Origin of the sequence: Actinophytocola glycyrrhizae (assembly GCF_042653545.1) — a bacterium.
In the GTDB taxonomy this organism is placed as follows: Bacteria; Actinomycetota; Actinomycetes; order Mycobacteriales; family Pseudonocardiaceae; genus Actinophytocola; species Actinophytocola glycyrrhizae.
Window position 1 is genome coordinate 312304 of sequence record NZ_JBHSIS010000017.1, and the last position, 25231, is coordinate 337534.

The 25231-nt window shown below is 70.2% G+C and carries 21 protein-coding genes; 15 read left to right on the forward strand and 6 right to left on the reverse strand.

Annotated features, from left to right (window positions below):
* Positions 1–177: 177 nt before the first annotated feature.
* A complete protein-coding gene (locus ACFPCV_RS27340) occupies positions 178–1428 on the forward strand; it encodes a hypothetical protein (RefSeq protein WP_378059213.1) in 1251 nt (416 codons plus the stop codon).
* On the opposite strand, the gene ACFPCV_RS27345 is transcribed toward ACFPCV_RS27340, so the two are convergent.
* Entirely contained in the window at positions 1414–4035 is a 2622-nt protein-coding gene (locus tag ACFPCV_RS27345) for an ATP-binding protein (protein ID WP_378059214.1), read from the reverse strand. The genes ACFPCV_RS27340 and ACFPCV_RS27345 overlap by 15 nt on opposite strands.
* A 359-nt stretch (positions 4036–4394) precedes the next feature.
* A complete protein-coding gene (locus tag ACFPCV_RS27350) occupies positions 4395–5174 on the reverse strand; it encodes an NAD(P)-dependent oxidoreductase (protein ID WP_378059215.1) in 780 nt (259 codons plus the stop codon).
* 110 nt (positions 5175–5284) lie between these two features.
* On the opposite strand from ACFPCV_RS27350, the gene ACFPCV_RS27355 reads away from it, so the two are divergent.
* The 9 genes from ACFPCV_RS27355 to ACFPCV_RS27395 all read left to right on the forward strand — a co-directional run bounded on the left by ACFPCV_RS27355 (position 5285) and on the right by ACFPCV_RS27395 (position 15820).
* A complete protein-coding gene (locus tag ACFPCV_RS27355; RefSeq protein WP_378059216.1) occupies positions 5285–6097 on the forward strand; it encodes a GntR family transcriptional regulator in 813 nt (270 codons plus the stop codon).
* A gap of 60 nt (positions 6098–6157) precedes the next feature.
* Positions 6158–6919, forward strand: coding sequence for a PIG-L deacetylase family protein (locus tag ACFPCV_RS27360; protein ID WP_378059217.1), 762 nt, complete (start codon positions 6158–6160; stop codon positions 6917–6919).
* A complete protein-coding gene (locus tag ACFPCV_RS27365; RefSeq protein ID WP_378059218.1) occupies positions 6916–7620 on the forward strand; it encodes a 4-carboxy-4-hydroxy-2-oxoadipate aldolase/oxaloacetate decarboxylase in 705 nt (234 codons plus the stop codon). The genes ACFPCV_RS27360 and ACFPCV_RS27365 overlap by 4 nt, the downstream gene beginning before the upstream one ends.
* The gene (locus tag ACFPCV_RS27370) at positions 7617–8681 is read left to right on the forward strand and encodes a 4-oxalomesaconate tautomerase (protein WP_378059219.1); all 1065 of its coding nucleotides are present in this window, start codon (positions 7617–7619) and stop codon (positions 8679–8681) included. The genes ACFPCV_RS27365 and ACFPCV_RS27370 overlap by 4 nt, the downstream gene beginning before the upstream one ends.
* 23 nt (positions 8682–8704) lie before the next feature.
* On the forward strand, positions 8705–9661 hold the full coding sequence (locus ACFPCV_RS27375) for a VOC family protein (protein ID WP_378059220.1): 957 nt from the start codon (positions 8705–8707) through the stop codon (positions 9659–9661).
* A 71-nt stretch (positions 9662–9732) separates the two neighbouring features.
* Positions 9733–11127: a CapA family protein gene (locus tag ACFPCV_RS27380; protein ID WP_378059221.1), complete on the forward strand. Its 1395-nt coding sequence runs from the start codon at positions 9733–9735 to the stop codon at positions 11125–11127.
* Between the two features lie 99 nt (positions 11128–11226).
* Complete coding sequence (locus tag ACFPCV_RS27385; protein WP_378059222.1) at positions 11227–12954, forward strand: ABC transporter permease; 1728 nt, start codon at positions 11227–11229, stop codon at positions 12952–12954.
* Entirely contained in the window at positions 12951–14156 is a 1206-nt protein-coding gene (locus ACFPCV_RS27390) for an ABC transporter ATP-binding protein (protein ID WP_378059223.1), read from the forward strand. The genes ACFPCV_RS27385 and ACFPCV_RS27390 overlap by 4 nt, the downstream gene beginning before the upstream one ends.
* Positions 14153–15820 carry a thiamine pyrophosphate-binding protein gene (locus ACFPCV_RS27395; protein ID WP_378059224.1) on the forward strand — a complete coding sequence of 556 codons (1668 nt, stop codon included), beginning with the start codon at positions 14153–14155 and terminating at the stop codon, positions 15818–15820. The genes ACFPCV_RS27390 and ACFPCV_RS27395 overlap by 4 nt, the downstream gene beginning before the upstream one ends.
* A gap of 126 nt (positions 15821–15946) precedes the next feature.
* Here the strand turns inward: ACFPCV_RS27395 and ACFPCV_RS27400 are convergent, their stop codons facing one another.
* Positions 15947–16930, reverse strand: a complete 984-nt coding sequence (locus ACFPCV_RS27400; RefSeq protein ID WP_378059225.1) for a LysR family transcriptional regulator — start codon at positions 16928–16930, stop codon at positions 15947–15949.
* A 34-nt stretch (positions 16931–16964) separates the two neighbouring features.
* Positions 16965–18089: an ABC transporter substrate-binding protein gene (locus ACFPCV_RS27405; RefSeq protein ID WP_378059227.1), complete on the reverse strand. Its 1125-nt coding sequence runs from the start codon at positions 18087–18089 to the stop codon at positions 16965–16967.
* Between the two features lie 227 nt (positions 18090–18316).
* Here ACFPCV_RS27405 and ACFPCV_RS27410 point away from each other — a divergent pair, with 227 nt between their 5' ends.
* The 5 genes from ACFPCV_RS27410 (at position 18317) to ACFPCV_RS27430 (ending at position 23704) form a co-directional block, all read left to right on the forward strand.
* Complete coding sequence (locus ACFPCV_RS27410) at positions 18317–19546, forward strand: MFS transporter (RefSeq protein ID WP_378059228.1); 1230 nt, start codon at positions 18317–18319, stop codon at positions 19544–19546.
* 144 nt (positions 19547–19690) lie between these two features.
* On the forward strand, positions 19691–20818 hold the full coding sequence (locus tag ACFPCV_RS27415; protein WP_378059229.1) for an alpha/beta hydrolase: 1128 nt from the start codon (positions 19691–19693) through the stop codon (positions 20816–20818).
* Positions 20819–20915: 97 nt separating this feature from the next.
* On the forward strand, positions 20916–22508 hold the full coding sequence (locus ACFPCV_RS27420) for a carboxylesterase/lipase family protein (RefSeq protein WP_378059230.1): 1593 nt from the start codon (positions 20916–20918) through the stop codon (positions 22506–22508).
* Between the two features lie 183 nt (positions 22509–22691).
* On the forward strand, positions 22692–22826 hold the full coding sequence (locus ACFPCV_RS27425; RefSeq protein ID WP_378059231.1) for a hypothetical protein: 135 nt from the start codon (positions 22692–22694) through the stop codon (positions 22824–22826).
* A gap of 8 nt (positions 22827–22834) precedes the next feature.
* Positions 22835–23704 (forward strand): peptidoglycan DD-metalloendopeptidase family protein, encoded by an 870-nt coding sequence (locus ACFPCV_RS27430; RefSeq protein WP_378059232.1) that lies wholly within the window; start codon positions 22835–22837, stop codon positions 23702–23704.
* A gap of 82 nt (positions 23705–23786) precedes the next feature.
* Here the strand turns inward: ACFPCV_RS27430 and ACFPCV_RS27435 are convergent, their stop codons facing one another.
* Together ACFPCV_RS27435 and ACFPCV_RS27440 are read right to left on the reverse strand one after the other, a co-directional pair.
* The gene (locus ACFPCV_RS27435) at positions 23787–24704 is read right to left on the reverse strand and encodes a hypothetical protein (RefSeq protein WP_378059233.1); all 918 of its coding nucleotides are present in this window, start codon (positions 24702–24704) and stop codon (positions 23787–23789) included.
* Between the two features lie 130 nt (positions 24705–24834).
* Positions 24835–25050, reverse strand: a complete 216-nt coding sequence (locus ACFPCV_RS27440) for a hypothetical protein (RefSeq protein WP_378059234.1) — start codon at positions 25048–25050, stop codon at positions 24835–24837.
* Positions 25051–25231: the final 181 nt, after the last annotated feature.

Here is a 25231-nt window from a genome sequence, read left to right on the forward strand (position 1 = left end):
ATAGGCACGGGCGGCCCTGTTGCAGCAGGAACCGCCCGCAAGAGCACTCAGCATCCTCAAGTCAGAAGGGCCAGTGCCGTGCCAAGAGTACAACGACCAGCGAGATCACATCGACAGCGGACGACTGCCCAGGACAACGGGGAGCCACCGGCCGGGACCCGGTACAACCCGATACCCATGGCCAACGGCCTGCGGCGGAACCTGCGCAAACGGGTGAAGAACAGCAAGCCGGAAGACGACAGCAACTGGGCGACGTTCCCGACCAGACGTCGGGTGGTGATCGCGGTCCACACCGTTGCCGCGGCCATGCGGCTCAAGGATCTGGTCGGGCTGCTCGACGAGGACCCCGAGATCGGCCTCGTGTACACCGCGGTACCCGACCGGCTCGGCGACGGGGTCACCGAACTCCTGCGCAAGTGGGAGGTCAAGCGGATGCGGTGGGACGAGGCCGCCGACGGCGACTACGACCTGGCCATCGGCGCCAGCTTGCACCGGCTGGGCGAACTCGGCGCGAAGCGGGCGTTCGCGATCGCCCATGGATCCGGCTACAACAAGCGGTGGCCGAGCTGGGCGTGGTTCCGCTCCGAGGAGAACCGGCCGACCTATGGCCTCGACCGTGAGTCGTTGCTCGACAAGGCCGGGCGCCCCGTGGTCGACGCGCTCAACCTCTCGCACATCGACCAGTGGGAGACGCTGAAACGTCAGTGCCCGGAGGCGACGACCGCGGCGATGGTCGGCGGCGACCCCTCGTTCGACCGCCTGCGGGTGAGCCTGCCCTCCCGGCAGTACTACCGGGACGCGCTCGGCGTGCGCAACGGTCAGGTACTGGTCGCGGTCACCTCGACCTGGGGCCAGCAGTCGCTGCTGAGCAGGCACCCCGGGCTGCTGGCCCGGCTGCTCAGGGAACTGCCCGCCAACCACAAGGTCATCCTCACCACCCACCCCGCCGTGTGGTTCGAGCACGGTCCGCAGCGGATACGGACCCTGCTGCGGGACGTGTGCAGCGCGGGGCTGGACGTGGTCGAGGCAGGCGAGCCGTGGCAGGGCCTGCTGGCCGCGGCGGACTACCTCATCGGCGACCACACCTCGGTGAGCGTCTACGGCGCGGCCAGCGGCCTGCCGCTGCTGCTGAGCCACTTCGCCGTCGACGACATCGACGGCCAGTCGGTCATGGCTGAACTGGCCCACCTGAGCCCGCACCTCGACGACGCGACGCCGCTGGCCGAGCAGTTGGCCAAGGCGACCGCCGCGCAGGCAGGTCAGCAGGAGGTGGCGGGCGCGCGTGTGTCGTCCGTACCGGACAGGTCGGCCAGCGTGCTGCGCAAGAAGTTCTACGAACTGTTGGAACTGGACGAACCGGACGTCGATCCGAGGGTGGAACGCGCGGCGCCGCCCAGGTTGATGAAGCACGAGTCATTCGGCTGGTGAACTCGGCGGCACCCCGAGGTTCCGCGCCCGTTCGAGGATCTGGGCGGCGGCGGGGTTGCCGAGCTCGGCGAGGAGGACGGCGGCGCGCTCATAGTTGGCGCGGGCGTCGCCCGGCATCCCGGACTGCTCGTACAGTTCGGCCAGGGCGCACAGCGCGTCCGCTTCGCCGAGGGTGGCATTGACGGACCGCATCGTGGCGAGCGCCGACTCGAGATGGGTGAGCGCGCTGTCACGCCGGCCCATGCTGGTTTCCGCGCGCCCGAGGAACATGAACGAGCGGGCGGTGTTGTACGGATCCGGTGTCGGGAGCGTGCCCAGCTCGCCGGTGGCCTCCGTGAGGAAGGCCGCCGCCTCCTCCGGTCTGCCCGCCGCGGTCAGCGCCCGGCCGAGGCTGATCAGGGCCAGCCCGACGTTGCGTCGCTCGTCGATCCGCCGGTACTCGTCGAGCGCGCGGGTGAAGCGATCGATCGCCGAATCCACCTCGCCCTGGTCGAGGTACACGAAGCCGAACCGCTCCATCGAACTCGCCATGCGCAGCCGGTCGTCGAGCCGCTGCCACAGTTCGGCCGCGCGGTTCATGCGCTCGAGCGCCTCGTCGTTGCGGCCCAGCGCGTGGAAGAGCAGGCCGAGCCGGTCCTGGGTCTCGGCTTCCATGAACTGGTCGGCACACGACCGGGCCGCCTGCTCGGCGATCAGGTCGAACTGGAGCCAGTCGTGGTAGTGGGTCCGGTACAGGAACAAACCCCACATCGCGTCGGCCATGTGCCATGCGACGTCGTGCAGACCGGTGTCGTTGGCGAACCTGGCCGCTGCCAGCAGGTTGAGCCGTTCCTGCTCCAGCCAGTCGAGTGCGGAGTTGTGGTTCGGGAACGACACGGTCGGTGGGATCACCCGCACGGTCCCCTCGTACCGCCCGCTCCGATGTGGGGTGATCGACGCGTTCGCGCCGTTCGCCGACTGCAGGTACCAGTCGAGCATCCTGCGCACGGCCGCGTCGCGGTTCTGGCTGGGCTCCTCGTCCTCGGCCTTCTTGCGCGCGTGCAGCCGGATCAGGTCGTGGAACCGGCAGCGTCCGGTCCTCGGTTCGTCCAGCATGTTCGCGTTGAGCAGTTCGTCGACGAGCGTCTCGGCTTCCAGCACGTGCGTCTGCATGACGGCCGCGACGACGTCGAGACCGAAGTCGGGCCCGGGATGCAGGCCCATGAGCCGGTAGAGTCTGGCCGCCTGGCCGGAAAGTGCCTGGTATGACATGTCGAACACCGCCTGTACCGATAGTTCGTCGTCGAACGACAACCGCGCCAGTCGCCGCTGTTCGTCCTGGAGGTCGGCGACCGCGCGCTCCAATGTCCACTTGGGACGCGTGGCCAGCCGCGCCCCGGCCACGCACAACGCGATGGGCAGGCCACCGCACAACTTCACCAGTGTCTGCGCGTGTCCGCGCTCCTCGGCGACCCGCGCCTCGCCGACCGTCCTTGCCAGCAACGTGACGCCGTGCGGTTCGCTCAACGGTTCCAACGTGACGAACCGTGCGCTGTCGGCGACCAGGCTGCCCAGCCACGACTGCCCGGTCACCAGTGTCACGCTGCCCGTCCTGGCTGGCAGCAACCGGCGGATGTCCGCCGCGGTTCCGGCGTTGTCGAGCAGCACCAGCAGCCGCAGCCGGGCGGTCAGCTTCCGGTACAGCTCCGCCTGTTCGCCCGCGTTCACCGGGATCTGCCGCGCCGCGACGCCGAGCGCGGCGAGGAACGCGGCGAACACCTGCTCCACCGGGACCTTGTTGCGGGAACCGCCGAGGTCGGCGTAGAGCTGGCCGTCCGGGTAGCGTTCACGGGCTCCGTGCGCCCAGCGCAGCGCGAGCGCCGTCTTGCCGACACCGGGCGGCCCGACGAGCACGAGCAGCCCGTTCGCCTCGTGGTCGTTCAACGTGCCGAGCTCGTCCTCCCGGTCGACGAACGTGTTGGCCGGCGGCAGGATCTGGTGCGGCGCCTCGGCCGGCCGGACCGGCGCCGGTTCGATGACCGGCGGCTGTGACGTGCCGGGCAGGTGGATCCACGCGCGGAGCCGCGTTTTCTTCACCTGTGCCGAGATCGGGTGGTACTGGGCCGGATCGATGGACCGGTAGCCGTGCCGGACGATGCCGTCGTACACGCCGTCGGACACGATGACCGCGAGGTCGCCGGACGCGTGCCGCAACGCGGTGCGCAGTTCGGTGGCGTCCAGCATGCGGCAGGCCCGGACCAGGTCGGCACCGTACAGACCGTTGTCGTCGATCCTCACCTCCCCGGCATCCAGCGCCAGCCGCAACCGGAACCGTTGCGCCAGTGGCACTGTGCGGTTGTGTTCCGCCAGACCCGCGGACAGGCAGCCGACGAGCGGGTCGAGCAGCAGCACCTTCGACACCTCCGGCGGCACCAGGACGATCATCCCGTCGCCACTGTCGGAGTGGATGCAGTTGTCCCACCGCACCCCCGAGGTCTCGATCGCCTCCGCCACCAGCCGGTAGAGCACGGCTCGTACCGCGAACTGGGCCCCGTCGTCCCGGTGCGGGTCGCCGAACCCCTCGACGTCGATCGCCAGGATCGAGTGGTGTGTCGGGTACTGGCTCACTCGTCACCGCCATTGGTCCGCGACAGGTCAGGCTAACGGTCCTCGAACAGCGATTCTGCGCCATTTGGCACATGTCCGCGTTCAGGGAACGCGTCGCCGCGCAGGCGGAGGCGGCGCGCGGGCCGTCGCACCGGGACCGATCAGAAAGGCGACGCGACCTGTCCCGTGAGTGTGCCGACGGTTGCGAACGTCAGCACGTGGCGATACCCGACCGCGCATCACTCATCGGTGGGCGCGGGAAGGGGCACCGGATGTCCTGACGAACCGGGGTCTCAGGCGCGCTGCCACAAGACAGGTCCTCGGCCGACTCCCACGAAAGGTCACGGCACCAGCGACCGCGCTTCCGGGTCGGCCGGCGATCACGCGGTTTCGTCCTGGTCCCGGAGCGCGACGAGGAGGTCGTGGGCGGCGGTGGCGACACGGGGACGGACACCAAGGTCCCGCAGCTGTGCGGACGCCGCGGCCATCTCGTCGACGCGGCGCCTGGCATGCCGGTGGGTGCCGTCGACGAGCCGGTCGACGGTGCGTTCGTCGAACCCGGTGAGCTCCGCGCCGATGTTGTCGCGCAGCCACTCCGCGCATCCCGCCGCCTCGGCCGCGGTCAGTGCCTCGACAACGGCGGCGGCCAGTCCTTTGTAGAATACGCTGCGCAGCAGCTTGCGGGAGATCGCCGTGCCAACGGGACCGGGCTGGACCGTCACGTCGGCGCCGAAGCCGCGGAGGATCTCGGCATACCGGTCGGCGGTCTCCCCGGACACGAGCATCGGGGTACGCAGACCGTTTCCCGGCACCGGGGCCATGAGGGCGACGTCGACCACCGTGACGGGCCGGCCGGCGAGCCGCTCGACGAGCGCGGTCTTCACCGCCGGTGCGGCGGTGTTGAGGTCGGCCCAGATGGTCCCGGCGCGCAGCGCGGGCAGTGCGTTGTCCAGCGCGGGAACGGCGTCGTGGGCGCTGGTGACGCTGAGCACGAGGTCGGCGTCCCGGACGGCGTGCGCGTCGTCGTCACGCACCTGGACACCGGCGGGGGCGGCCACGAGCGGGTCGTGGCCGCGGACGTCGGCACCCGCGGCGGCGAGGTCCCGAGCGATGTGACCACCCGCTTCGCCAAGGCCGAGTACGGCGATACGCGTGGCCATCAGCCGAGGGCCGAAGCGTCGTCGGCGTGGCGGGTGCCGAACGTCCTCGGACCCCACGTCTGGCCCGTGGCGCGTGGGACGGTGACGGGCTCGGGGGCCGGGACGGTGTGGTGCGGTGGCATGTCCCAGATCTACGCGCCCGTGGTATTGGCGTCAAGATTGCCTGCAGAGTTGTCGACAATCTCGGCTGGCGGGGGATCGCCGTTACACTGCGCGCAACAAAATTGGCGACGATCTCGGCGGGATTGTCGGAGAGTGCGGCGGTGACGGTGAACGAGAGCCTGCGACCCGTGGTGGACGAGATCCGCGGGGCGATCGTCCGCGGCGAGTTCGTGCCGAACCAGCGACTGGTGGAGGCCGACCTGTCCGAGCAGCTCGGGGCGAGCCGGGCCGCGGTCCGGTCGGCTCTGGTGACGCTCGCCAGCGAGGGTCTGGTCGAGCGGGTGCCCAATCGTGGCGCTCGGGTGCGCGCCGTATCGCTGGCCGAGGCGATCGAGATCAGCGAGGTGCGCATGGCGCTGGAAGGGCTGTGCTCCGCCAAGGCCGCCGAGCTGGCTACCGGAGACGATGCGGCGGAGCTCACCGCGATCGGCGAGCGGATGCGCGCGGCGGTCGCCTCGGGTGACGTGCTCGGCTACTCGCGGCTCAACCAGGACCTGCATCGCCGCGTGCGGGAGATCAGCGGCCAGCGGACCGCGTGTGACGTGCTGGAACGCCTGCGGGCCCAGAACGTCCGGCACCAGTTCAAACTGGCCATGCAGCCGGGGCGCCCCGGGGTGTCGCTGCCCGAACACCTCGCGATCATCGAGGCGATCTGTGCCGGCGACCCGGTCGCCGCCGAGAACGCCACCCGCGCCCACCTGCGCAGTGTCATCGACGCCTTGCGCGCGGCAGATCGCGCCGGGGTGCCGAACGTGGTCTGAGCAGCGCGTTCCTCGACCGGAACATGTGCGGGATGGATCTACGCCAGGATTGTTGACAAAATGGTTGACCAAGTTGAGACTCGGGTCGTGACAGAGAAACCGGGAAGCTTGCTGGTGGTCAGCGCCCACGCGGGCGACTTCGTGTGGCGGGCCGGTGGGGCGATCGCCCTCGCCGCGGAACGCGGCGAGCGTGCCACGGTCGTGTGCCTGAGCTTCGGCGAACGCGGCGAGTCCGCGCGCGCGTGGCGCGATGGCCACGCGCTCGAGGAGATCAAGGCGATGCGCAGGCAGGAGGCGGAGGACGCGGCCGCGTCTCTCGGTGCGCAGGTGCGGTTCTTCGACGTGGGGGACTACCCGCTGTGCGAGTCACAGGAGGTGGTGGACCGGCTCGTGCACGTCTACCGCGAGCTGGCGCCGACCGTCGTGCTCACGCACACCCTGACCGACCCGTACAACGGCGACCACCCGGCCGCGGCCAGGATGGCGTTGCAGGCCAGGGTGCTCGCGCAGGCCATCGGGTACGACGCGCCCGGCGAGCCGCTCGGCGCGCCGCCGGTGTTCTTCTTCGAGCCACACCAGCCCGAGCAGTGCGACTTCAAACCCGACGTGCTGCTCGACATCACCCCGGTCTTCGACCGCAAGCGCAGGGCGATGGAGTGCCTGCCGGCCCAGCAGCACATGTGGGACTACTACACCGATCTCGCGAAGCGGCGGGGCGTGCAGCTCAAGCGCAACGCCGGCCCGAACCTGGGGCTGGCGCACGACACCATGGGCGAGGCCTACGTGCGGGTCTACCCGCAGGTCACCGGAGTGCTCTCGTGAGGGGCGTGATCGTCACCGGCCCGCCGCGGGCGGCGGCGGGCGATGTCGAGGCACTGGCCGGGTTCGGTGTGGCCACCGTGCACGAGGCGCTCGGGCGGGACGGCTACCTCGGTCCGGACCTGCGGCCGGTCCAGGACGGTGCCCGCGTCGCGGGTACGGCGGTGACCGTGCTGTGCTGGCCGGGGGACAACCTGATGATCCACGCGGCGGTCGAGCAGTGTCACGACGGCGACGTCCTGGTCGTGACCACCACCTCGCCGTGCACCGACGGGCTGTTCGGCGAGCTGTTCGCCACCGCGTTGCGGCAGCGCGGGGTGCGCGGCGTGGTCACGAGCACCGGCGTGCGCGACGTCGCCGAACTGCGCGCGATGGGTTTCCCGGCCTGGTCGGGTGCGGTCAGCGCCCAGGGCACGGTCAAGGCGACCGCGGGCGCGGTGAACGTGCCGATCGTCCTCGGCGGACACACCATCCATCCGGGCGACGTGGTGCTGGCCGACGACGACGGCGTCCTGTGCGTGCCCCGGCACGCTACCGGGGACGCGGTGCGGGCGGCGGAGGCAAGGGAGGCGAAGGAGGCGGCCACCCGCGAGGCCTTCCGCGCAGGCGAGCTGGGGCTCGACCGGTACGGCCTGCGGCGGACACTCGAGGACCTCGGCGTGGAGTACCTGACCGCGCAGGAGTACCGGCGGAGGCAGCCGTGACCGCCGGGGTCCGCTGCGTGCTGATGCGTGGCGGGACCTCCAAGGGCGCCTACTTCCTCGCCGAGGACCTGCCCGACGACCAGGGCACCCGCGACGATCTGCTGCTGCGCGTCATGGGCACCCCCGACCCGCGCCAGATCGACGGGCTCGGCGGCGCGGTCCCGGTCACCAGCAAGGTCGCGATCGTGTCCCCCGCCACCGGGCCCGACCGCGACATCGACTACCTGTTCCTCCAGCTCGGGGTCGGGGAACCGACCGTCTCCGACCGGCAGACCTGCGGCAACATCCTCGCCGGGGTCGGTCAGTTCGCGGTGGAACGCGGGCTGGTGCCCGCGGGCGCCGAGCGTACGACGGTCCGGATCAGGCTGGTCAACACGGACTCGATCGCGGTCGCGACGTTCCCGACACCGGGCGGCACCGTCGACTACCGCGGCGCCACGGCCATCTCCGGTGTGCCGGGCACCGCGGCCCCGGTCGAGCTGGACTTCACCGACACAGAAGGTTCCGTGTGCGGCAGCCTGCTGCCCACCGGCAACGTGTGCGACGAGATCGACGGCATCCAGGTCACCTGCGTCGACAACGGCATGCCGGTCGTGGTCGCCCGCGCGGCCGACCTCGGGATCAGCGGCTACGAGCCGGCCGGGGAACTCGACGCCGACACCGTGCTCGCCGACCGGATCCAGTCGCTGCGCACGAGGGCGGGCACCCTCATGGGGCTCGGTGACGTCACGTCCTCCTCCGTCCCCAAGACCACCCTGGTCGCCGCGCCCCGCGACGGCGGCGCGATCTGCACGAGAACGTTCATCCCGGTGCGGCCGCACCCCTCGATCGGCGTGCTGGGCGGGGTCAGCGTGGTGACCGCGCTGCTGCTGCCCGCGGCCGTGGGCAGCGAGCTGGTCGTCCCGCCCGCCGACGGCGCGCCAGTCGAGATCGAGCACCCCACCGGAAAGCTCGCCGTGGCCGTGGACCTCGACGACTCGGTGCCACCGCGAGTGCGGCGGTCGACCGTCCTCCGCACGGCGCGGAAGCTCTTCGACGGCACCGTCTTCCCCCGTCCCTGAACCGCACCGCCGAGGAGGCAGCGTTGTCCGCGCTCCGTCACGAGATCGCCCATGTCGGTCACGTCGAACTGTTCACCCCGGAACCGGAACGGAGCCTGGACTTCTTCGTCCGCGTCCTCGGCCTCACCGAGAACGGCGCCGACGGCGACTCCGTCTACCTGCGCACCTGGGACGACTACGAGCACCACAGCCTCAAGCTGACCGCGTCGACGACCTCCGGGGTCGGCCGCACCGCGCTCCGTGCCGCGAGCGCGGAGGCGTTGCGCAGCCGGGTGGCCGCGATCGAGGAACGCGGCCTCGGTGTCGGCTGGACCGACGGCGACCCCGGCATCGGCCCGACCTACGTCTTCCGCGACCCGGACGGCCACGAGATGGAGCTGTACTGGGAAAGTGAGTGGTACCGGGCACCGGAGGAGCTGCGGCCGGCGCTGAAGAACCAGGCGCAGGCCTACCCGGCGCGCGGGGTGTGCGTCCGCCGCCTCGACCACGTCAACTACCTCGCGCAGGACGCGGCAGCGGGCGGCCGGTTCGTGTGCGACGTCCTCGGCGGGCGCGTCACCGAACAGATCGTGCTCGACAGCGGGGTGATCTCCGCCCAGTGGACGCACTTCGCGCAGAAGTCCTACGACCTCGTCTACACCAACGACTGGACCGAGGCCACCGGGCGCCTGCACCACATCGCCTTCGCCACCGACACCCGTGAGGACATCCTGCGCGCCGCCGACATCTGCCTGGACCACGGCGTGTTCATCGAGACCGGTCCGCACAAGCACGCGATCCAGCAGACGTTCTTCCTGTACGTCTACGAGCCGGGTGGGAACCGGATCGAGCTGTGCAACCCCACCGCCCGGCTCGTGTTCGCCCCGGACTGGGAGCCGGTCACCTGGACCGAGGCCGACCGCGCCAGGGGCCAGGCGTGGGGCCTGAAGACCATCAGCACCTTCCACACCCACGGCACCCCACCGGTCGGTCCCGGGTGATAACAGCCGATTATAAGCGGAGCAGGAAGTGTGTACTTTTGGGGCAGCCGGTGCCGACCTAGCCTCACAGAATGTCCAACATTGCTGACTGGTCGGTTTCGATCGCAGGCGAGTGCATGGTGACCAGGCCGTTCTCGATGTATTCCGAGGACGAGTTCCAGGCGGTGCGCGAGCTGTTCAGGAATTCGGATGTCGCGTATGCGCATCTGGAGATGAATTTCGGGAGCCCCGCGAAGGTCTATCCGGCGCGCGGTGACTGGTACGGCAGTTATATGTTGGCCGAGCCGGGGATCGCGCGTGACCTGCGGTGGCTCGGGGTGGACGTGATGTCGACGGCGAACAACCACAGCCTGGACTTCGGCGAGCGTGGCCTGCTCGCCACCCTGGAGGCGTGCCGAGGGGCCGGGCTCGCGGTCACGGGTACCGGCCAGGACCTCGACGCCGCGCGTGCCCCGGTGTACGTCGAGACACCAAGGGGCCGGATGGCGCTGGTCTCGACCAGCTCGGGGAACCGGCCGAACGAGTGGGCGGGCCTGCCGAAGGAGACCATGGTGGGCAGGCCGGGCATCAACCCGCTGCGTACCAAGTGGACCTACATCGTGCCGGGAGAGGTGGCGCGGCAGTTGCGGGCCGCGGCGGGTGGCCTGAACATCCTGCGGACCCACAAGAACTGCGGGCCGGGCAAGACGGGCCAGGTGCTCGCCGAGAACGAGTTCCAGTTCACGCTGCCGGGTGGTCAGTCGGCGGCCGGTGAGCTGGTCTTCCGGGAGGGCGAGGAGTTCCAGATCCTCACCGAGTGCCACCAGGGCGACCTGGCGGGGAACCTGCGCTCGATCCGGTCGGCGGCCGCGATGGCGGACCTGGTCATGGTCGCCCACCACTTCAACATCTCCGAGGGCCCGCGCGGCGACGCACCGCCGCGGTTCGTCCGCGAGTTCGCCCACCGCGCCATCGAGGCCGGCGCGGACATCTTCGTCGGACACGGCTGGCACAAGACCCTCGGCATCGAGATCTACCGGGGCAAGCCCATCTTCTACGGCCTCGGCAACTTCTTCGCCCAGTCCGAGTTCCTCGAGCACGTCCCCTACGACAGTTACGAGACCTGGGGCCACGACATCGACGCCCTGCCGACCCTCACCCCCGACCTCCACCCGCTCCACCCCGGTCTCGACGGCCCCTCCGAAACCTGGTGGAGCTCCGCGATCATCAACGTCCACCTCACCGACGGCCGACTCACCGAGGTGACCCTCCACCCGGTCGAGCTGGGCCGCGAGGTGTCCAAAGAGGCCAAGATCACCCGCCAGAGCGGCAAGTCGGCTGAACACCCGCTGACCGAGGGCAGGCCCCTCGTGGCCGACCAGGTCAACGGCACCAGGGTGCTGGAGCGGTACAAGCAGCTGTCCGCCGAGTACGGCACCGCTGTCGAGATCGACGGCAACGTGGGCAGACTGCGGCTCGAGGACTGACCGTCTCCCCGTCACGATTCTGGAGGTTGGGCGCGATGAGGCGCACGTCATGCCGATCGCCACTGGCGACCGAAGCTCCCCGCGGGGAGGTGGTGACAGATGGTGACGGTGGCTCCACAGGAGACCTCCAGACCTCGTGAGACCAGAGCCGGGTCGAGAACGCAGGGCAACCGCGTTCTCATCGTGGTCGTCATCCTGATGCTCACCGTCCTGGTGTTCCTGCCGACGGCGCTGGTGCTGGTGCGTGCCATCTCCGAGGACCCGAGGGACCCGCTCGCCACGTTCACGCTCGACGCGCTGGCGGACTCGTACGGCAACCCGGAGATCTGGGGCGTCCTCGCCCAGACCATGGCCATGGCCCTGACGTGCGGCGTGGTGGCCACCGCTCTGGGCGCCGCGCTGGCCTGGATCCTCGCCCGCACCGACGTGCCGATGAAGAAGCTGTTCGAGCTCGTCGTGATCGCGCCGCTGTTCCTCTCCCCGTTCATCGGCGCGCTGGCGTTCCTCGAACTGGGCGCACCGCGCACCGGTCTGCTGAACCAGCTCTCCCGTGAGCTCGGGCTGGCCGACTGGCTGTCGATCAACGTCATGACCTTCGAGTGGCTGATCGTCATCCTGGCGCTGCACTACGTGCCCTACGGCTACCTGCTGGTGTCCGGCAGCCTCCAGAACATGGACGCGAACCTCGAAGAGGCGTCGCACATGAACGGTCGCGGCACCCTGCAGACGGCGCTGCGCGTCTCGCTGCCCGCGATCCGCCACGCGATGCTGTCGTCGGTCATGTTCGTGACCATCAGCGCGACCGGCATGTTCTCGGTGCCCGCGCTGCTGGGCGCCAACATGAGCTTCAAACCGCTCGCCGTGACGGTGTACCGGGCCACGAACGGGTTCCCCAGCGACTACGCCCTCGCGGCCGCGCTGGGCACCATGATGGTGTTGCTCAGCGTGATCGGCCTGTGGATCTACCAGCGCGGTCTGCGGCAGGCGTCACGGTTCGTCACCGTGACGGGCAAGTCCCAGAACCGGAAGAAGATCCTCCTGGGCCGGGCCAAGTACGTGGTGATCGCGCTGCTGGTCCTCTACGCCCTCGTGACCACGATCCTGCCGTACCTCGCCCTGGGGCTGAGCGCGTTCAGCACGTCGACCAACCTGGACGAGATCGATTTCTCCGCCGCGGCCTTCAGCGAGGTCATGGCCTCGCCAGAGCTGGTCAACGCCCTGGGCAACACGGTGCTGGTGTCCGTGGTGACGGCCGTCGGGGCCGTGGCCGTCGGCCTGCTGACCTCCTACGCGACCGAGCGGGTGCGGTACCGGGGCTCGGGCCTGCTGAACTCCGTCGCGATGTCACCGCTCGCGGTGCCGGGCATCGTCTTCGCCACCGGCGTGTTCGCGATGTACCTCGGCACCCCGCTCTACGGCACGTTGACGATCATGGTGGTCGCCTACATCGCGTCGTACCTGCCGCACGCGACCCGCGTCACGGGCAACGGCTTCGCCCAGATCGACAAGTCGCTCGAGGAGGCGTCCCGGATGTGCGGGGCGAGCCAGAGCCGCATGATGGCCACGATCCTGCTGCCGCTGATGCGGCCGTCGATCGCCGCGGCCGTCATCATGGTGTTCCTGTTCACGGTTCGTGAGATCAACACCGCGATCCTGCTGTACACACCGGACACCATGCTGCTGTCCATCCTGTCCTTCAACTACGCCCAGCAGGCCTCGCTGTCCTCGGCGGCCGTCGTCGGGTTGATCGAGACGGCACTCATGGTCGCGTGGATCGTGATCATGCGGGCCGTGCTCCGCCCGGGAAAGCTGCAGGAGCGCGCGTGAAACACAAAGAGGTGAACATGAACGACGGCCTGGCGGTGACGGGACTCGTCGCCAACTACGGCACCACGAGGGCCGTTTCCGAACTGGACCTGTCGATCGACCGGTCCGAGTTCGTCACCCTCCTCGGCCCGAGCGGTTGCGGGAAGACGACGACGCTGCGCTGTGTCGCCGGCCTGCACACCCCGCGGTCCGGTGAGATCACCCTGGGCGGCAAACCGCTCTACGCGCCGGAGGTCAACATCCCGCCGCACAAGCGGGACATCAACATGGTCTTCCAGTCCTACGCGGTGTGGCCGCACATGACGACCCGCGAGAACGTCATGTACGGCCTCAAGGCGAAGAAGATGCAGAAGGCGAAGGCACGCGCCAAGGCACAGGACATGCTGGAGCTGGTCGGGCTGGCGGAGTTCGCCGACCGGCACGCGACCGACCTGTCCGGCGGGCAGCAGCAACGGGTCGCGCTCGCCCGCGCGCTGGCGACGGAACCCAGCCTGGTGCTCATGGACGAGCCGCTGTCCAACCTCGACGCCCAGCTGCGGGCCAGGATGCGCGACGAGATCCGTCAGATCCAGCGCAGGACCGGGATCACCGTGCTCTACGTGACGCACGACCAGTCCGAGGCGCTGTCCATGTCCGACCGGGTGGTCGTCATGAACCAGGGCAGGATCCAGCAGATCGGTGACCCGTGGGCGCTGTACCACCGGCCGGAGAACGCGTTCGTCGCCACCTTCGTCGGTGATGCCAACCTCGTGCCCGGTGTGGTCACGGAAGTCGGCGGCGACAGCTTCACGGTCCGGGTGCCCACCCTCGGCCAGGAGGCGGTCTTCGACATCGCCCGCGCCGTGGCGGCCGACTGCCCCGCCCCGGGCGAGGCGATCTCCGTCGTCTTCCGCCCGGAGTGGGCACGAGTGTCGCGAGAGGACGCACCGGCCGCGACATCGCTGGCACGCAACGAGATCAACGCCCGTCTCGTGTCGAGCGAGTTCCTCGGCGACCACTTCGAGCGCACGTACGAGGCCGGCGAGCACCGGCTGCGGGTGCTGGCGGTCACCGGACCCACGTCGCGGCCACCGGAGATGGGCGCCGAGCAGACCCTGCTCATCACACCGGAGAACCTGACCTGGTTCCGCCGCGAGGACACCGCGCCACGCGAGGACGAGATGGTGCCCGTCGCCAGCGGAGCAGGGCAGGACAGGTCGTGAGCGGAGCCCGCGGAACGAACCAGGGAACACAGGGCCCGACAGTGGCCGGCGTCCGCACCCACGCTCAGGCGTTCGCCGAGGCCATCGCGGAGAGCGGGTGCACCCATGTCTTCGGCCTGATGGGCGATGGCAACATGCACCTGGTCATCGCGCTCGAACGCCGGGGCGTCCACGTGGTCGAGGTGCGGCACGAGAGCGCGGCGGTGTCGATGGCCGAGGGCTACGGCTGGTCCTCCGGCCGCACCGGCGTCTGCACGGTCACCCACGGCCCGGGGCTGTCCCACGTGGCGACCTCGTTGCTCGTCGCCGCCCGCAACCGGTCACCGCTGGTCCTCATCGCGGCCGAGACACCGGCCGGCTACCAGGGAGCCCAGACCTTCGACCAGGCTGCCTTCGTGGCCTCGTGCGAGGCGGTCTACCGGCGGGTCACACCGGGGGAGAGCCCGGCCGACGTGCTCGCCGACGCGGTCGCCCTGGCGCAGGACGAGTCGAGGCCCGTCGTGCTCGGCGTCCCGGCCGACCTCCTGACCGCGCCAGCCGCCGCGCCGAAGGGGACCCGGGCCGCGCGCTCACCCGGTGCGGACGGCGAGGACCCCTCGGCCGCCGCCGGACGGCTGGCCCAGCTCCTGACCGGCGCGGCCCGGCCCGTGCTGATCGCCGGCCGCGGCGCGATGGACGGCGCCGCACCGGATCTCATGCGGACACTCGCCGAACGCCTCGGCGCCGGTCTCGCTACGACCCTGCCCGCCAAGGGACTGTTCGACGGGCACCCGCTCGACCTCGGTATCGCCGGGGGTCTCGCGCATCCCGCGGCGGAACGCGTGCTCCGGTCCGCGGACCTGGTGGTGGCGATCGGCGCGGCCATGGGCCGCAGCACGACGCAGTCCGGGCGGCTGTTCGCAGGCGCCCGTGTCGTGCGCGTCGCCAAGGACGCCACGGGGACGGCCGAGACGCTCCGCGCGGACGGGGCCGGCACGCTGGCGGCGCTGGTGGCTGCCGTGACCGAGACCCGGCAGCCGTGGTTCACCCCGGTCGGCTCGGCCACCGACTGCTGGCGGGAGGACCTCGACGACGTGCGGCCACCGGTCCCGGCCGGCACCGTCGACCCCCGGCGCGCCCTCGCCGAGATCAGCGAGCACCTCCCGGCCGACGCGATCGTGGTGATCAGCAACGGGCACTGCTCGGGCTTCGCCGCCGCGTTCGTCGCCGCGCCCCCGCGGGGCCGGTTCTTCGCCGCACAGGGTTTCGGGTCGATCGGGCAGGCCCTCACGACGGCCACCGGTGTGGCACTGGGCGCGCCGGGACACAAGACCGTCGTCTTCGAGGGGGACGCCGCGTTCATGATGCACGCGCAGGAACTCGACACGGCCGCCCGGGCCGGTGCCGACCTGACCGTGTTCGTCCTCAACGACCAGGCGCTCGGCACCGAGTACCAGCGCCTCGCGAAGGAGGGCGACGACGCGGACACCGCGATCGTGCCGGCCCCCGACCTCGCCGTCCTGGCCGGTGCCCTCGGTGCCCGCTCCTCGACGATCGACGCCGAGCACGCGCACGCCGTCGCCGAGGCCGCGCTGCGACCGGGACTCGCGGTCGTCGACGTACGCACCGCGCGTTCGGTCCTCAGCAGGCACATGAGGTTGCCGCACGGGGGACGAGAGGGCTGACGGTGGCGAACACGGTCGAGCGGGTTCCGGCTGAACGAGGCGGCGGCGCGGGAATGCCCTGAAAGGCGCGTTCAGGGCGCTGGGCGCCCTGAACGGCCCATTGACGGCACTGGTTGTGCCAAGCGTCTAGGCGCCGCGGGCGATGGGGCTCAGTGACGACGAGTTGACCTTCGCGGGCAGCAGGCTCAGGAAGAGACGGGCCGCGGGAAGGACCTCGCGGTCCGGCGGGGTCAGGATGACCGCGCCGCGCAGGAGCGGGAGCCCCGGCGCGGGCACGACCTGGAGAAGTCCGGCGCGGAGGTCCTCGCGCACGCAGAACTCCGGCAGGATCGCCAGCGCCAGCCCTCTGGTCACGTAGGTGCGCATCGCCTCGAGGCCACGTGACTCCAGGATGATGTGCAGGGACGCGTCGACCTTCTCCGCCCACCGCTCCACGAGCTGGCGGCTGCGCATCCCGTCGGCGAAGGTCGCGAAGTCGGCGCGGGCGAGGTGGTCGATCCGTTCGCTCTCCGCCAGGGCGTGGATGCGGTCGTCCGGCCGGGCATAGAGGTACATCCGCTCCTCGATCGTGCCGAGGCTCGGGAACTCGCTCGGCGCCGGGTACCGGCAGATGCCCAGGTCGGCGTGCCCCTCGGACAGGGTCTGCGTGCACGCCTGGCGGGACGGCTCGTGTTTGATGACCACGCGGGTGGACGGGGCCGTCTCCTTCATGGCGATCACGGCCTCGACGAGCAGGTGCTTGATGTGGTCGGAATCGCTGACGACGGTGAGCGTCGAGTTCTCCGGGAGGTACTTCAGCTGTTCCAGTCGCTGGTGGAACCGGTCGGCGCGGCCGAGCATGTCCTCGGCGAAGCTCATCAGTTCGCGGCCCGCCGGCGTCATCTCGGAACGGGCGCCCTGCCTGCGTTCGAGGAGTGTGCAGCCCAGCAGGCTCTCCAGATGGCGGATCCGCTGGGACACGGCGGGCTGGGTGAGCGTCAGCTCGACGGCGGCGGCCCGGAACGACCCCGCGCGGACCAGTGTCAGGAAGGTGAACAGCTGGTCTAACGTCAGGCCCGCGATGAGCCGCTGACGACTGGTGTGTCGCCAGTCGCTGGTGGGAGGTGTCATCGCGGCATCCTGACGTCGATCGAGCGTTGGCCTGTCAACTGTTGAGTGTCTCGTTCACCCTGCTGACGAAGTCGCCGAACTTGTCGCCCTGCAACTCGGGGTCGGTGGCCATGCCGTACCAGACGACCGGCTTGGCGTACCACGGTTCCTGCGCGACCTCGCGTTCGTCGACCCAGCCGGTCCGCGTGCCGGTGCCGGTGCCGAGTTCCGCCATGAGGTCGTGGCCCTCGTCGGAGGTCGCCCATTCCATGAACAGGCGCGCGGCGTACGGGTGGGGCGTCTGCGTGGGCAGGCCGACCATCCAGATCGCGGCACTGGTGGGGTCCGGGTACTTGTACTCGATGGGCGCGCCCTTGGCGATGTAGTCGTTGTAGAGCGTGTCCGTGCCGAACGTGACGGTGTACTCGCCCTTCACCAGCTGCTCGGCGATCGGGATCTGACTCTCGAACAGCGCCGGGTCGTTGTCCGCGACGCCTTGCAGCCAGTCCCACCCGTACTCGTCGGCCTGGTTGAGGATGATGTTGGCGTAGTTGCCTGCCGTGGTCGCACCGCCGGTGTCGCCGAGCGCGATCTGGCCCTTGAACGCGGGGTGGGCGAGTGCGGCCACGGGGTCCTCGTTCAGCAGCTTCTGCTGCTCCGGGGTGGCCCGCTCGGTGTTCCACGCCACGGCCCCGATGCTCTGGTGCATGGGGTAGGCGATGCCCGCGAGCCCGGAGTCCGGGAGCACCTCGTCGAAGTCGAACGCGTCGTAGTTCTCGGTCCGGTAGTCGGTGACCCAGCCCTTGTCCGCGGCGTCCTGCCACAGCTGCTGAACGTTCTGGACGACGATGTCGGCGTTGTTGACCCCGCCCTGCACTTCCTGCGCCCATTTCTGATAAAGGGTCGTGCTGCCGTCCCGGTAGAGTTTGACCGGAATGCCGTACTTGTCCTCGAAATGCTGCACCCAGGCACTGGTCGACTTTTCCGTCGTGGCCGCGTAGAGGCTGACCTCGCCCTCCTCCTTGGCCTTTTTGACCAGCTCATCCAGTCCGCCCGCGTCGGCCGCGCTGGTGGGCAGGTCCTCGGTGTTCTCGCTGCCGGAGGAACCGCATCCCGCGAGCAGCAGGGAACCCACCACTACGGGCCCGACGAGTAAATTCCTGAATTTCATGTCGATCATCCTTCAGGTCCAGGCTGCTTCGCGATCCGAGCCCTCCGGATCTCGTTAACTCTCGTGAAACATAGGACCGTGGGGCACTACCGGAAAGTATCGAATTACTACTCGACCGATAAGGTGAACCTTATCACTTGGTCGCATCGTCCCTGGCGGACAAATTGTTCTTCACATTGTCAACAATTTGTCGTACCGTCGGGAACCATGGTGCGCGCGAGCACGTCGGGGCCACTTTGACGGGCTCGTCGGGGTCCGGGGTCCCGTGGCGCGACCTGGTGCCGACCGCGCTGGTCCCGAACGTCCTCCAGGGCTGCGGGCAGGGTGCGGCGATCCCCGTCATCCCGCTCGCCGCCGTGGCGCTGACCGGGTCGCCCGCGACGGCGGCCATGGTCGCCGCGATGCTCACGGTCGGTCAGGTGCTGTTCGCGCTGCCCGCCGGATGGCTCGTGGGACGGTTCGGCGAGCGGTCCACGATGCTCGTGTCCACCGCCGCCACCGGCCTCGGTGGCCTCCTGGCCCACCTGGCCTCGTCCGTGGTGCTGCTGGGCTGCGGCGCGCTGCTGATCGGGAGCGGTGTCGCCGTCTTCGCCACCGCCCGGCACGCGTGGATCACCGCGGTGATCCCGGCCGGGGTCCGCGGGCGGTCGCTCTCCGCACTGGCCGGCGCCACGCGGCTGGGCATGTTCGCCGGCCCCTTCCTCGCCGCGGCCGCCTTCCACCTCACCGGGGACGCCCGTGGCGGGTTCCTCGCCGTCGTGGCGATGTCCGTGCTCCTGGTCGTCGTGATCGCGTCGGTGCGCTTCGACGGCCTGGCCGGCGCGGCGGCGCCCGCCGGGATCGCCGCCGGTGACGAGCCGAGTCCGAAGGTGTTCCGCACGATGTGGCAGCGCCGCGACGTCCTGCTGACCCTGGGGCTGACCGTCTCCGTGGTCACCACGATGCGCATCACCAGGCGCATCCTCGTGCCCCTCGCCGGCGTCGCCGTCGGCATGGACGACGTGACCGTCACCCTCGTCGTCGGGATCGCGTCCGGGATCGACTTCTCGGTGTTCTACCTGGGCGGGGTGGTGGCCGACCGCTGGGGCCGCCTGGCGGTCGCCGTGCCCGCTCTCGTCGCGTTCGGACTGTCGCACGTGGCGCTCGCGCTGGCGACGCAGCTGTCCGCCGGCCAGTGGTGGTTCCTGTCCGGCACCCTGGTGATGGCGCTGGCCAACGGGTGGAGCGGTGGTGTCGTCGCGACCATCGGGTCCGACCTCGCCGACCCCAGGGCGCCGGCGCCGTTCCTCAGCTCCTGGCGGCTGACGACCGACCTGGGCTCCTCCGTCGCGCCGGTGGCGGTCGCGGCGCTGGCCGCGGCGTTCTCGTTGTCGGTGGCGTGCGTGGCGTTCGGGATCGTCGCCTGGGTCGCGGCCACCATTCTTCCGTCCCGGGTGCGCAGATTTCTGCCGGACAGCGGAGGTTGACGCCCTGTCCACGGAATCGGACCGCCACACCTTATTGGCCGATTAGAAATCGCTTTCACCGGAACATTGATTTCACCGATCGCAGTGGGCTTTTCTTGACGAACAATCGCACAACGGTGTTCGACTCGGACATGAGGAGCAACAGTGAGACGATCAGCGCGGACCGTCCGAATCGGAAAGAGGAGCGCGACGATCGCGCTCGTCGGCATTCTGGCGGCCATGACCGTCGGTGCCGCCGTGCCACAGAGCGCGGCGTCCGCTCCCCGTGCCTCCTACACCGAACAGGAGTCCCGCCGGGACGGTCACGGCACCGTCAAGCGTGTCGAGGTGCGGTCGAAGGCCCTGGCCGGGAACCTCGAGGGCGACTCGCCGGTCCGTGACGTGTCGATCTACCTGCCGCCCGGGTACTCGTCCGACAGACACCGCCACTACCCGGTCCTGTACATGCTGCACGGTTTCACGCTGACCGACCTGAGCTACTTCGGCGACGACGCGAACATGCACATCCCGACCATCGCGGACCGGACACTGGCCAACCACACCGCCCGCGACATGATCATCGTGACCCCGAACGCGATGACCGTGTACGGCGGCAGCAACTACTCCAGCGGCGCGACCACCGGGGACTGGGAGACCTTCGTCGCAGACGAGCTGGTGTCCTACATGGACTCGCGGTTCCGCACGATCCGCGGCCGCGACGGCCGTGGGCTGGCCGGGCACTCGATGGGCGGCTACGGCGCCCTGCGGATCGGCATGAAGCACCCGGACGTCTTCTCGGCGCTCTACATCCTCAGCTCCTGCTGCATCTCCCCGACGAGCAACATCCCGGACACCGCGGAGGAGATCGCCACCATGGAGGCGTACACCGCGAACCCCGGTGACTACCCGGAGGTGCCCGGCAACATCAGGACGGCGGTCGCCGCGGCCGCCGCGTGGGCGCCGAACCCGGAGAAGGCGCCGCTCTACTTCGACTCGCCGGTCAAGGACGGGGCCCTCCAGGACGCGGTCTTCGCACGCATGACCGCCAACCGGCCACTGGCGATGGTGGACCAGTACATCTCCGGGCTGCGGACCCAGGCGATCGCGTTCGACGTCGGCAACCAGGACACGAACATCGCCGCCAACCTCACCGAGCTCGACCGGGTCCTGACCGCCTACGGCGTCCGCCACAGCTTCGAGGTCTACGAGGGCAACCACGGCAACCGGATCCCGGAGCGGTTCGAGACGAAGGTCCTGCCGTTCTTCTCGAAGGAGCTGCGGTCCGCACGTTAGCCGCGTCCCGAGGACGGACGTGATCGCGGGGGAGGACTCCACGGCGCGGTGTGGGACGCCCCGACCTGATGTGTCTACCGAGGACGAAGGAGTACCAGTGAGACGATCATCGAAGCTCGCCGCCCGGCCGTGGTGGCGGAAGGCCACGACGGCGCTCGCCGGGGTCCTCGCCGTGGCCTCCGCCGCGGCCCCGGCGGCCGCCGCCGAGCGCACCAAGGACCTCGACCTCGTCGTCCGCACCGCGTACGGCGCGGTCGAGGGGCGAAAGCTCGGCGACGCGCAGGCGTTCCTCGGGCTGCCCTTCGCGGAGCCGCCGGTGTACGAGCGGGCGTGGAAGCGACCGGTCGAACCACGCGCGTGGCGTGGCGTCCGGGACGCGACGAGGCAGGAGGCCGCGTGCCTCCAGTTCGAGCCTACCGGGGTGAAGAACGACCAGCCGACCAGCCTCGACTGCCTCTACCTCGACGTGTACCGGCCCGCGCGCGCCCGCAAGGGCGAGAAGCTGCCGGTCATGGTCTTCTACCACGGCGGCGCCGGTACCCAGGGCTCCGGCGTCCTGTACGGCGGCCAGACGATGGCGAGCCGGGACGACGTGATCGTGGTCAGCACCAACTACCGCCTCGGTGCGGCAGGCAACCTGGCCCTGCCCGCGCTCGACGGCGAGGACCCCGGTGCCGGCGGCAACTTCGCCCTGCTCGACCAGGTGCAGGCGCTGAAGTGGGTCCACGGGTCGATCGCGGCGTTCGGCGGTGACACCGGCAACGTCACGGTCTTCGGCCAGTCCGCCGGTGCCCGCGCCGTGTGCAACCTCCTCGCGACGCCGCTCACCGAAGGCCTCTTCCACCGCGCGATCATGGAGAGCTCGCCATGCCTCGGTGGTGGCACGGTCAAGGAGACCGCGCAACGGCGAAGCGAGGCGTACGCGGCCGCGGTCGGCTGTCCTGCCGGTCCCGGTCAACTGGGCTGCCTGCGCTCGGCGTGGCCCGCGGGGCTCGTCCAGTCCTTCGCGGGCAACCGCCCCAGCGGCTATGTCGGCGCGTCGAGCCTCCCGCTGGCCTCCGGTGACGCCATCTCGTCCGGGAAGTGGCACCGGGTCCCCGTGATCGTCGGGAACACCCGGTGGGAGCAGAAGCTGCAGAACCAGCAGCACGCGGACATCACGGAGGACCAGTACGAGGCGATCGTCATCGAGCAGTTCGGTGCGACCGCCGGACCGCTCGTCCTCGCGGAGTACCCGGCGAGTGCCTACGAGCGCCCGTTCTACGCCCTCGCCGCGATGCGCACCGACGCGGGTGCCGGATGCACCGTCGACGCCAACGCCAGGCTCTTCCTCGACCAGGACGTCCCCGTCTACCGCTACCTCTTCGACGACCCGACGAGCCCCACGCTGTTCGGCTTCCAGCCCGAGGGCATCGACATGTCCAGTGCCCACAGTGGCGAGTTGGCGTACCTCTTCGACTTCACGCTCGGCGACCGGCCGCTGACCTCGCGGCAGGAGCGCCTCGCGCACGCGATGCAGGACTACTGGACCGCGTTCGCACGGTTCGGTGAGCCGAAGGCCAGGGACCAGGTCACGTGGCCCCGGCACACGGAGGCGGGTGACAAGGCACTGAGGCTCGCACCCGAGATCGAGGTGACCACGGGCCTGCGGGACCTCCACAACTGCGACTTCTTCGCCGACCTGCCGTAGTTCCAGCCGCGGCACCCGGTGGCGAACCCGGATCCGCCGACGCACTTGGTGCGGCCAGGTTCAGGCCTGGCCCATCCGGTCCTCGGGAGACAGGGTCGATACTGCCCGCACGCTGTCGGGCGTGACACCAATCAGGTCACGCCCGACCGGGAATGTACGGGAATTGTACGGCCCTGCCCGACGGTGTTCGGGCAGTTCCACCTGGGCCGCGACGGACCGGCCGGCAACGGCCGGGACGACGGGTCGCAGGTGACCAGGGCGACGTGGGAGCAGTACCTCCGCGCCACCCGGTGGCACGAGAAATCCCTGCACCAGTGAGGAAACGCATGACCGGACTCAGGACATGGACGCGAGCGGCGTTGGCCGCTGTGGTGGCGACCCTCGCCGCCGCGGGCGTCACCACGCTCACGGCGACCCCGGCGAGCGCGGCGGCACGGGACGGCGTCTGCAACAGCGGCGAGTTCTGCTACTACTACAACAGCAACCACGCGGGTTCGGTCTCCGACTTCGCGGGGTCGGTGGCCGACTACGGCACCACCCAGCCCTCCTGCTACGACTTCAAGGGGCCGGGCAACGGGCAGGGTCAGTGCATCAAGAACAACGCCGCGTCGGTGTGGAACCGCACCGGTGGCACGGTCCGGGTGTACTACAACTCCGGCTACGGCGGCGACCACCAGGACTTCGGCGCCGGCGCGAAGAGCAACCTGAAGACGGCGCTGAAGAACAACAACGCCTCCCACCAGTTCAACCCGGGCACGGCGGGCCGGTTCTGGCTGCCGTTCCCGTGTGGGGAGACCTGGCAGGCGAGCACCCGCACCAACCACAGCCCGGCCAACGCCGTCGACTTCAACCACTATCCCGAGGACAACGGCTGGAAGGTGTACTCCTCCGCCCCGGGCACGGTGTCGAGGGTCGCGAACCTGGGCAACACGTCCTACGGCCGGTACATCGTGATCGACCACGCGGGCGGGTGGCAGACCCTCTACGCGCACCTGAGCGCGCAGAACGTGTCGGTGGGCCAGTCCGTGTCGGAGAAGACCATGATCGGCCGCGTCGGCAACACCGGCGGCTCCACCGGCCCGCACCTGCACTACGAGCAGAAACGCTACGGCTCCGTGCAGCGGGTGACGTTCCGGGACGGCAACCCCGTCTACTGGGGTTCGCGCAACCTCGCGCGCACCACCAACTGCCCGTGACCACCTGACACCGCGCCGGTGACCTGGCCTGCCGAACGGGCCGGGGCACCGGCGCCGGTGGTACGCCTGAGGGCCCCGCGCGTCAGCCGACGCGGTACCCGGTGAGGTCGGCCCACCACTCGTCGCCCTTCGCGGCGCCGGTGGCGAAGACCAGTTCCCGGCCGTCGGCGCTGAAGGTCGGCAGGCCGGGCCCGTCGTGCCGCAGGGCGGCCAGCTGCGTGCCGGCACCGAGGTCCCACACCCGGACGTGGCCGGTGTACACGACGGCTAGGCGGCCGCGGTCCGCGGTGACGACGGCGCCGACGTCCAGGTCCGTGCGTGGGCGCAGGTCGTCCTCGGCGGTCAGCGTGTGCAGCCGAGTGCCGAGGCGGTCACGCACCACGACCGAGTCGTCCGCGAACGTGACGACCCATCCCGCGGTGGCCAGGTGCACGGCGTCGTCCCGGCTCTGCCAGGCGGCGTCGCCGGTGTCCGGCACGAACCCGGACGCGGCCAGTTCCTCGACGTCGCCGACCGGTCCGGCGAGGTCCCGCACGACCCGTCCGTCGGCCGTCGCGATCACCGACGCGCCACCGGCGTCGAGTGCGGGACGGCCTGCGACACAGTCGGGGTGGCCGGGGTAGGGGCAGTAGAGCGCGATCGTGTCGTGGGCGGACGACCGAACCACGGCGACCGCGATGCCGGCGTAGTCGAGGCCGAGCGGAATCCGGCCTGCCTCGCGGCCGTCGCGCGTGTCGACCCGCACCAGCACCGCGGCGCGGCGGCCGTCGACGTCGGCCTGGGTGTTCACCGGCCGCCCGACGAGGCCGACCGTGCCGCGCGCGACGGTCACCGCGTAGTCGCCGCCGCCCGGCTGGAAGTCCTCGATCCGATACGTCCACGCCGGTCCACAGGGGTTGCCGGGAGCACACTCCGCCGGCCGGTCCAGAACACGCCACCCGACCACCGCGACGGCCACGGCCAGCAGGACCAGCGCCGTGGCAGTCAGCTTCCGGCGCACCACGCCTCCTTCGGTCGATCCCCAGGCAGGGTATCGACCGTCCAAACGGGAGCAGTCGGGTACCGCACGAGGCCGCGGCCGAGGACCGGGTCGTGCCCGGTCAGCTGGTTCGGCGTGTTCCGCTGACGTGCTACCTGCTGCGCAGGCGGGGAGACACGAGACCGGCGACGGCGGTCGCGATGACGACGACACCGAGCACGACGGCGATCACCGGCAGCACGGCGACATCGTTCGCCTCGGCCATCTGCCAGCTGTTGTACGCCACGGCCAGGATGCCGACCAGCAGTAAGAGGACGCAGCCGCCCTGGGTCCTCGGCACGAAGGACCACCGGCGTTGGTTGGGCATCGAGACCTCCCCATCAGTGGGTACCTGTCCGACCGGATTCCTACCCGTCGGCGATCGTCGACAAACGTGGCGTTCGGTGCAACCGCGTGCGCCGTGGGCTCACGTTTCCCGTACCGCCCGGCGCCCGGCTACCGTTCCCGGCGAAAGGACCGTTGTTCCGCGTCAGCGGATGCCGGCTTTG

What these genes read in the sequence shown, in the direction of transcription:
- ACFPCV_RS27360 (WP_378059217.1), top strand. Translation starts at nt 6,158, where the DNA reads ATGGTTGACCAAGTTGAGACTCGGGTCGTGACAGAGAAACCGGGAAGC.
- ACFPCV_RS27340 (WP_378059213.1), top strand. Translation starts at nt 178, where the DNA reads ATGGCCAACGGCCTGCGGCGGAACCTGCGCAAACGGGTGAAGAACAGC.
- ACFPCV_RS27405 (WP_378059227.1), bottom strand. Translation starts at nt 18,089, where the DNA reads ATGATCGACATGAAATTCAGGAATTTACTCGTCGGGCCCGTAGTGGTG.
- ACFPCV_RS27440 (WP_378059234.1), bottom strand. Translation starts at nt 25,050, where the DNA reads ATGCCCAACCAACGCCGGTGGTCCTTCGTGCCGAGGACCCAGGGCGGC.
- ACFPCV_RS27380 (WP_378059221.1), top strand. Translation starts at nt 9,733, where the DNA reads ATGTCCAACATTGCTGACTGGTCGGTTTCGATCGCAGGCGAGTGCATG.
- ACFPCV_RS27385 (WP_378059222.1), top strand. Translation starts at nt 11,227, where the DNA reads ATGGTGACGGTGGCTCCACAGGAGACCTCCAGACCTCGTGAGACCAGA.
- ACFPCV_RS27400 (WP_378059225.1), bottom strand. Translation starts at nt 16,930, where the DNA reads ATGACACCTCCCACCAGCGACTGGCGACACACCAGTCGTCAGCGGCTC.
- ACFPCV_RS27430 (WP_378059232.1), top strand. Translation starts at nt 22,835, where the DNA reads ATGACCGGACTCAGGACATGGACGCGAGCGGCGTTGGCCGCTGTGGTG.
- ACFPCV_RS27350 (WP_378059215.1), bottom strand. Translation starts at nt 5,174, where the DNA reads ATGGCCACGCGTATCGCCGTACTCGGCCTTGGCGAAGCGGGTGGTCAC.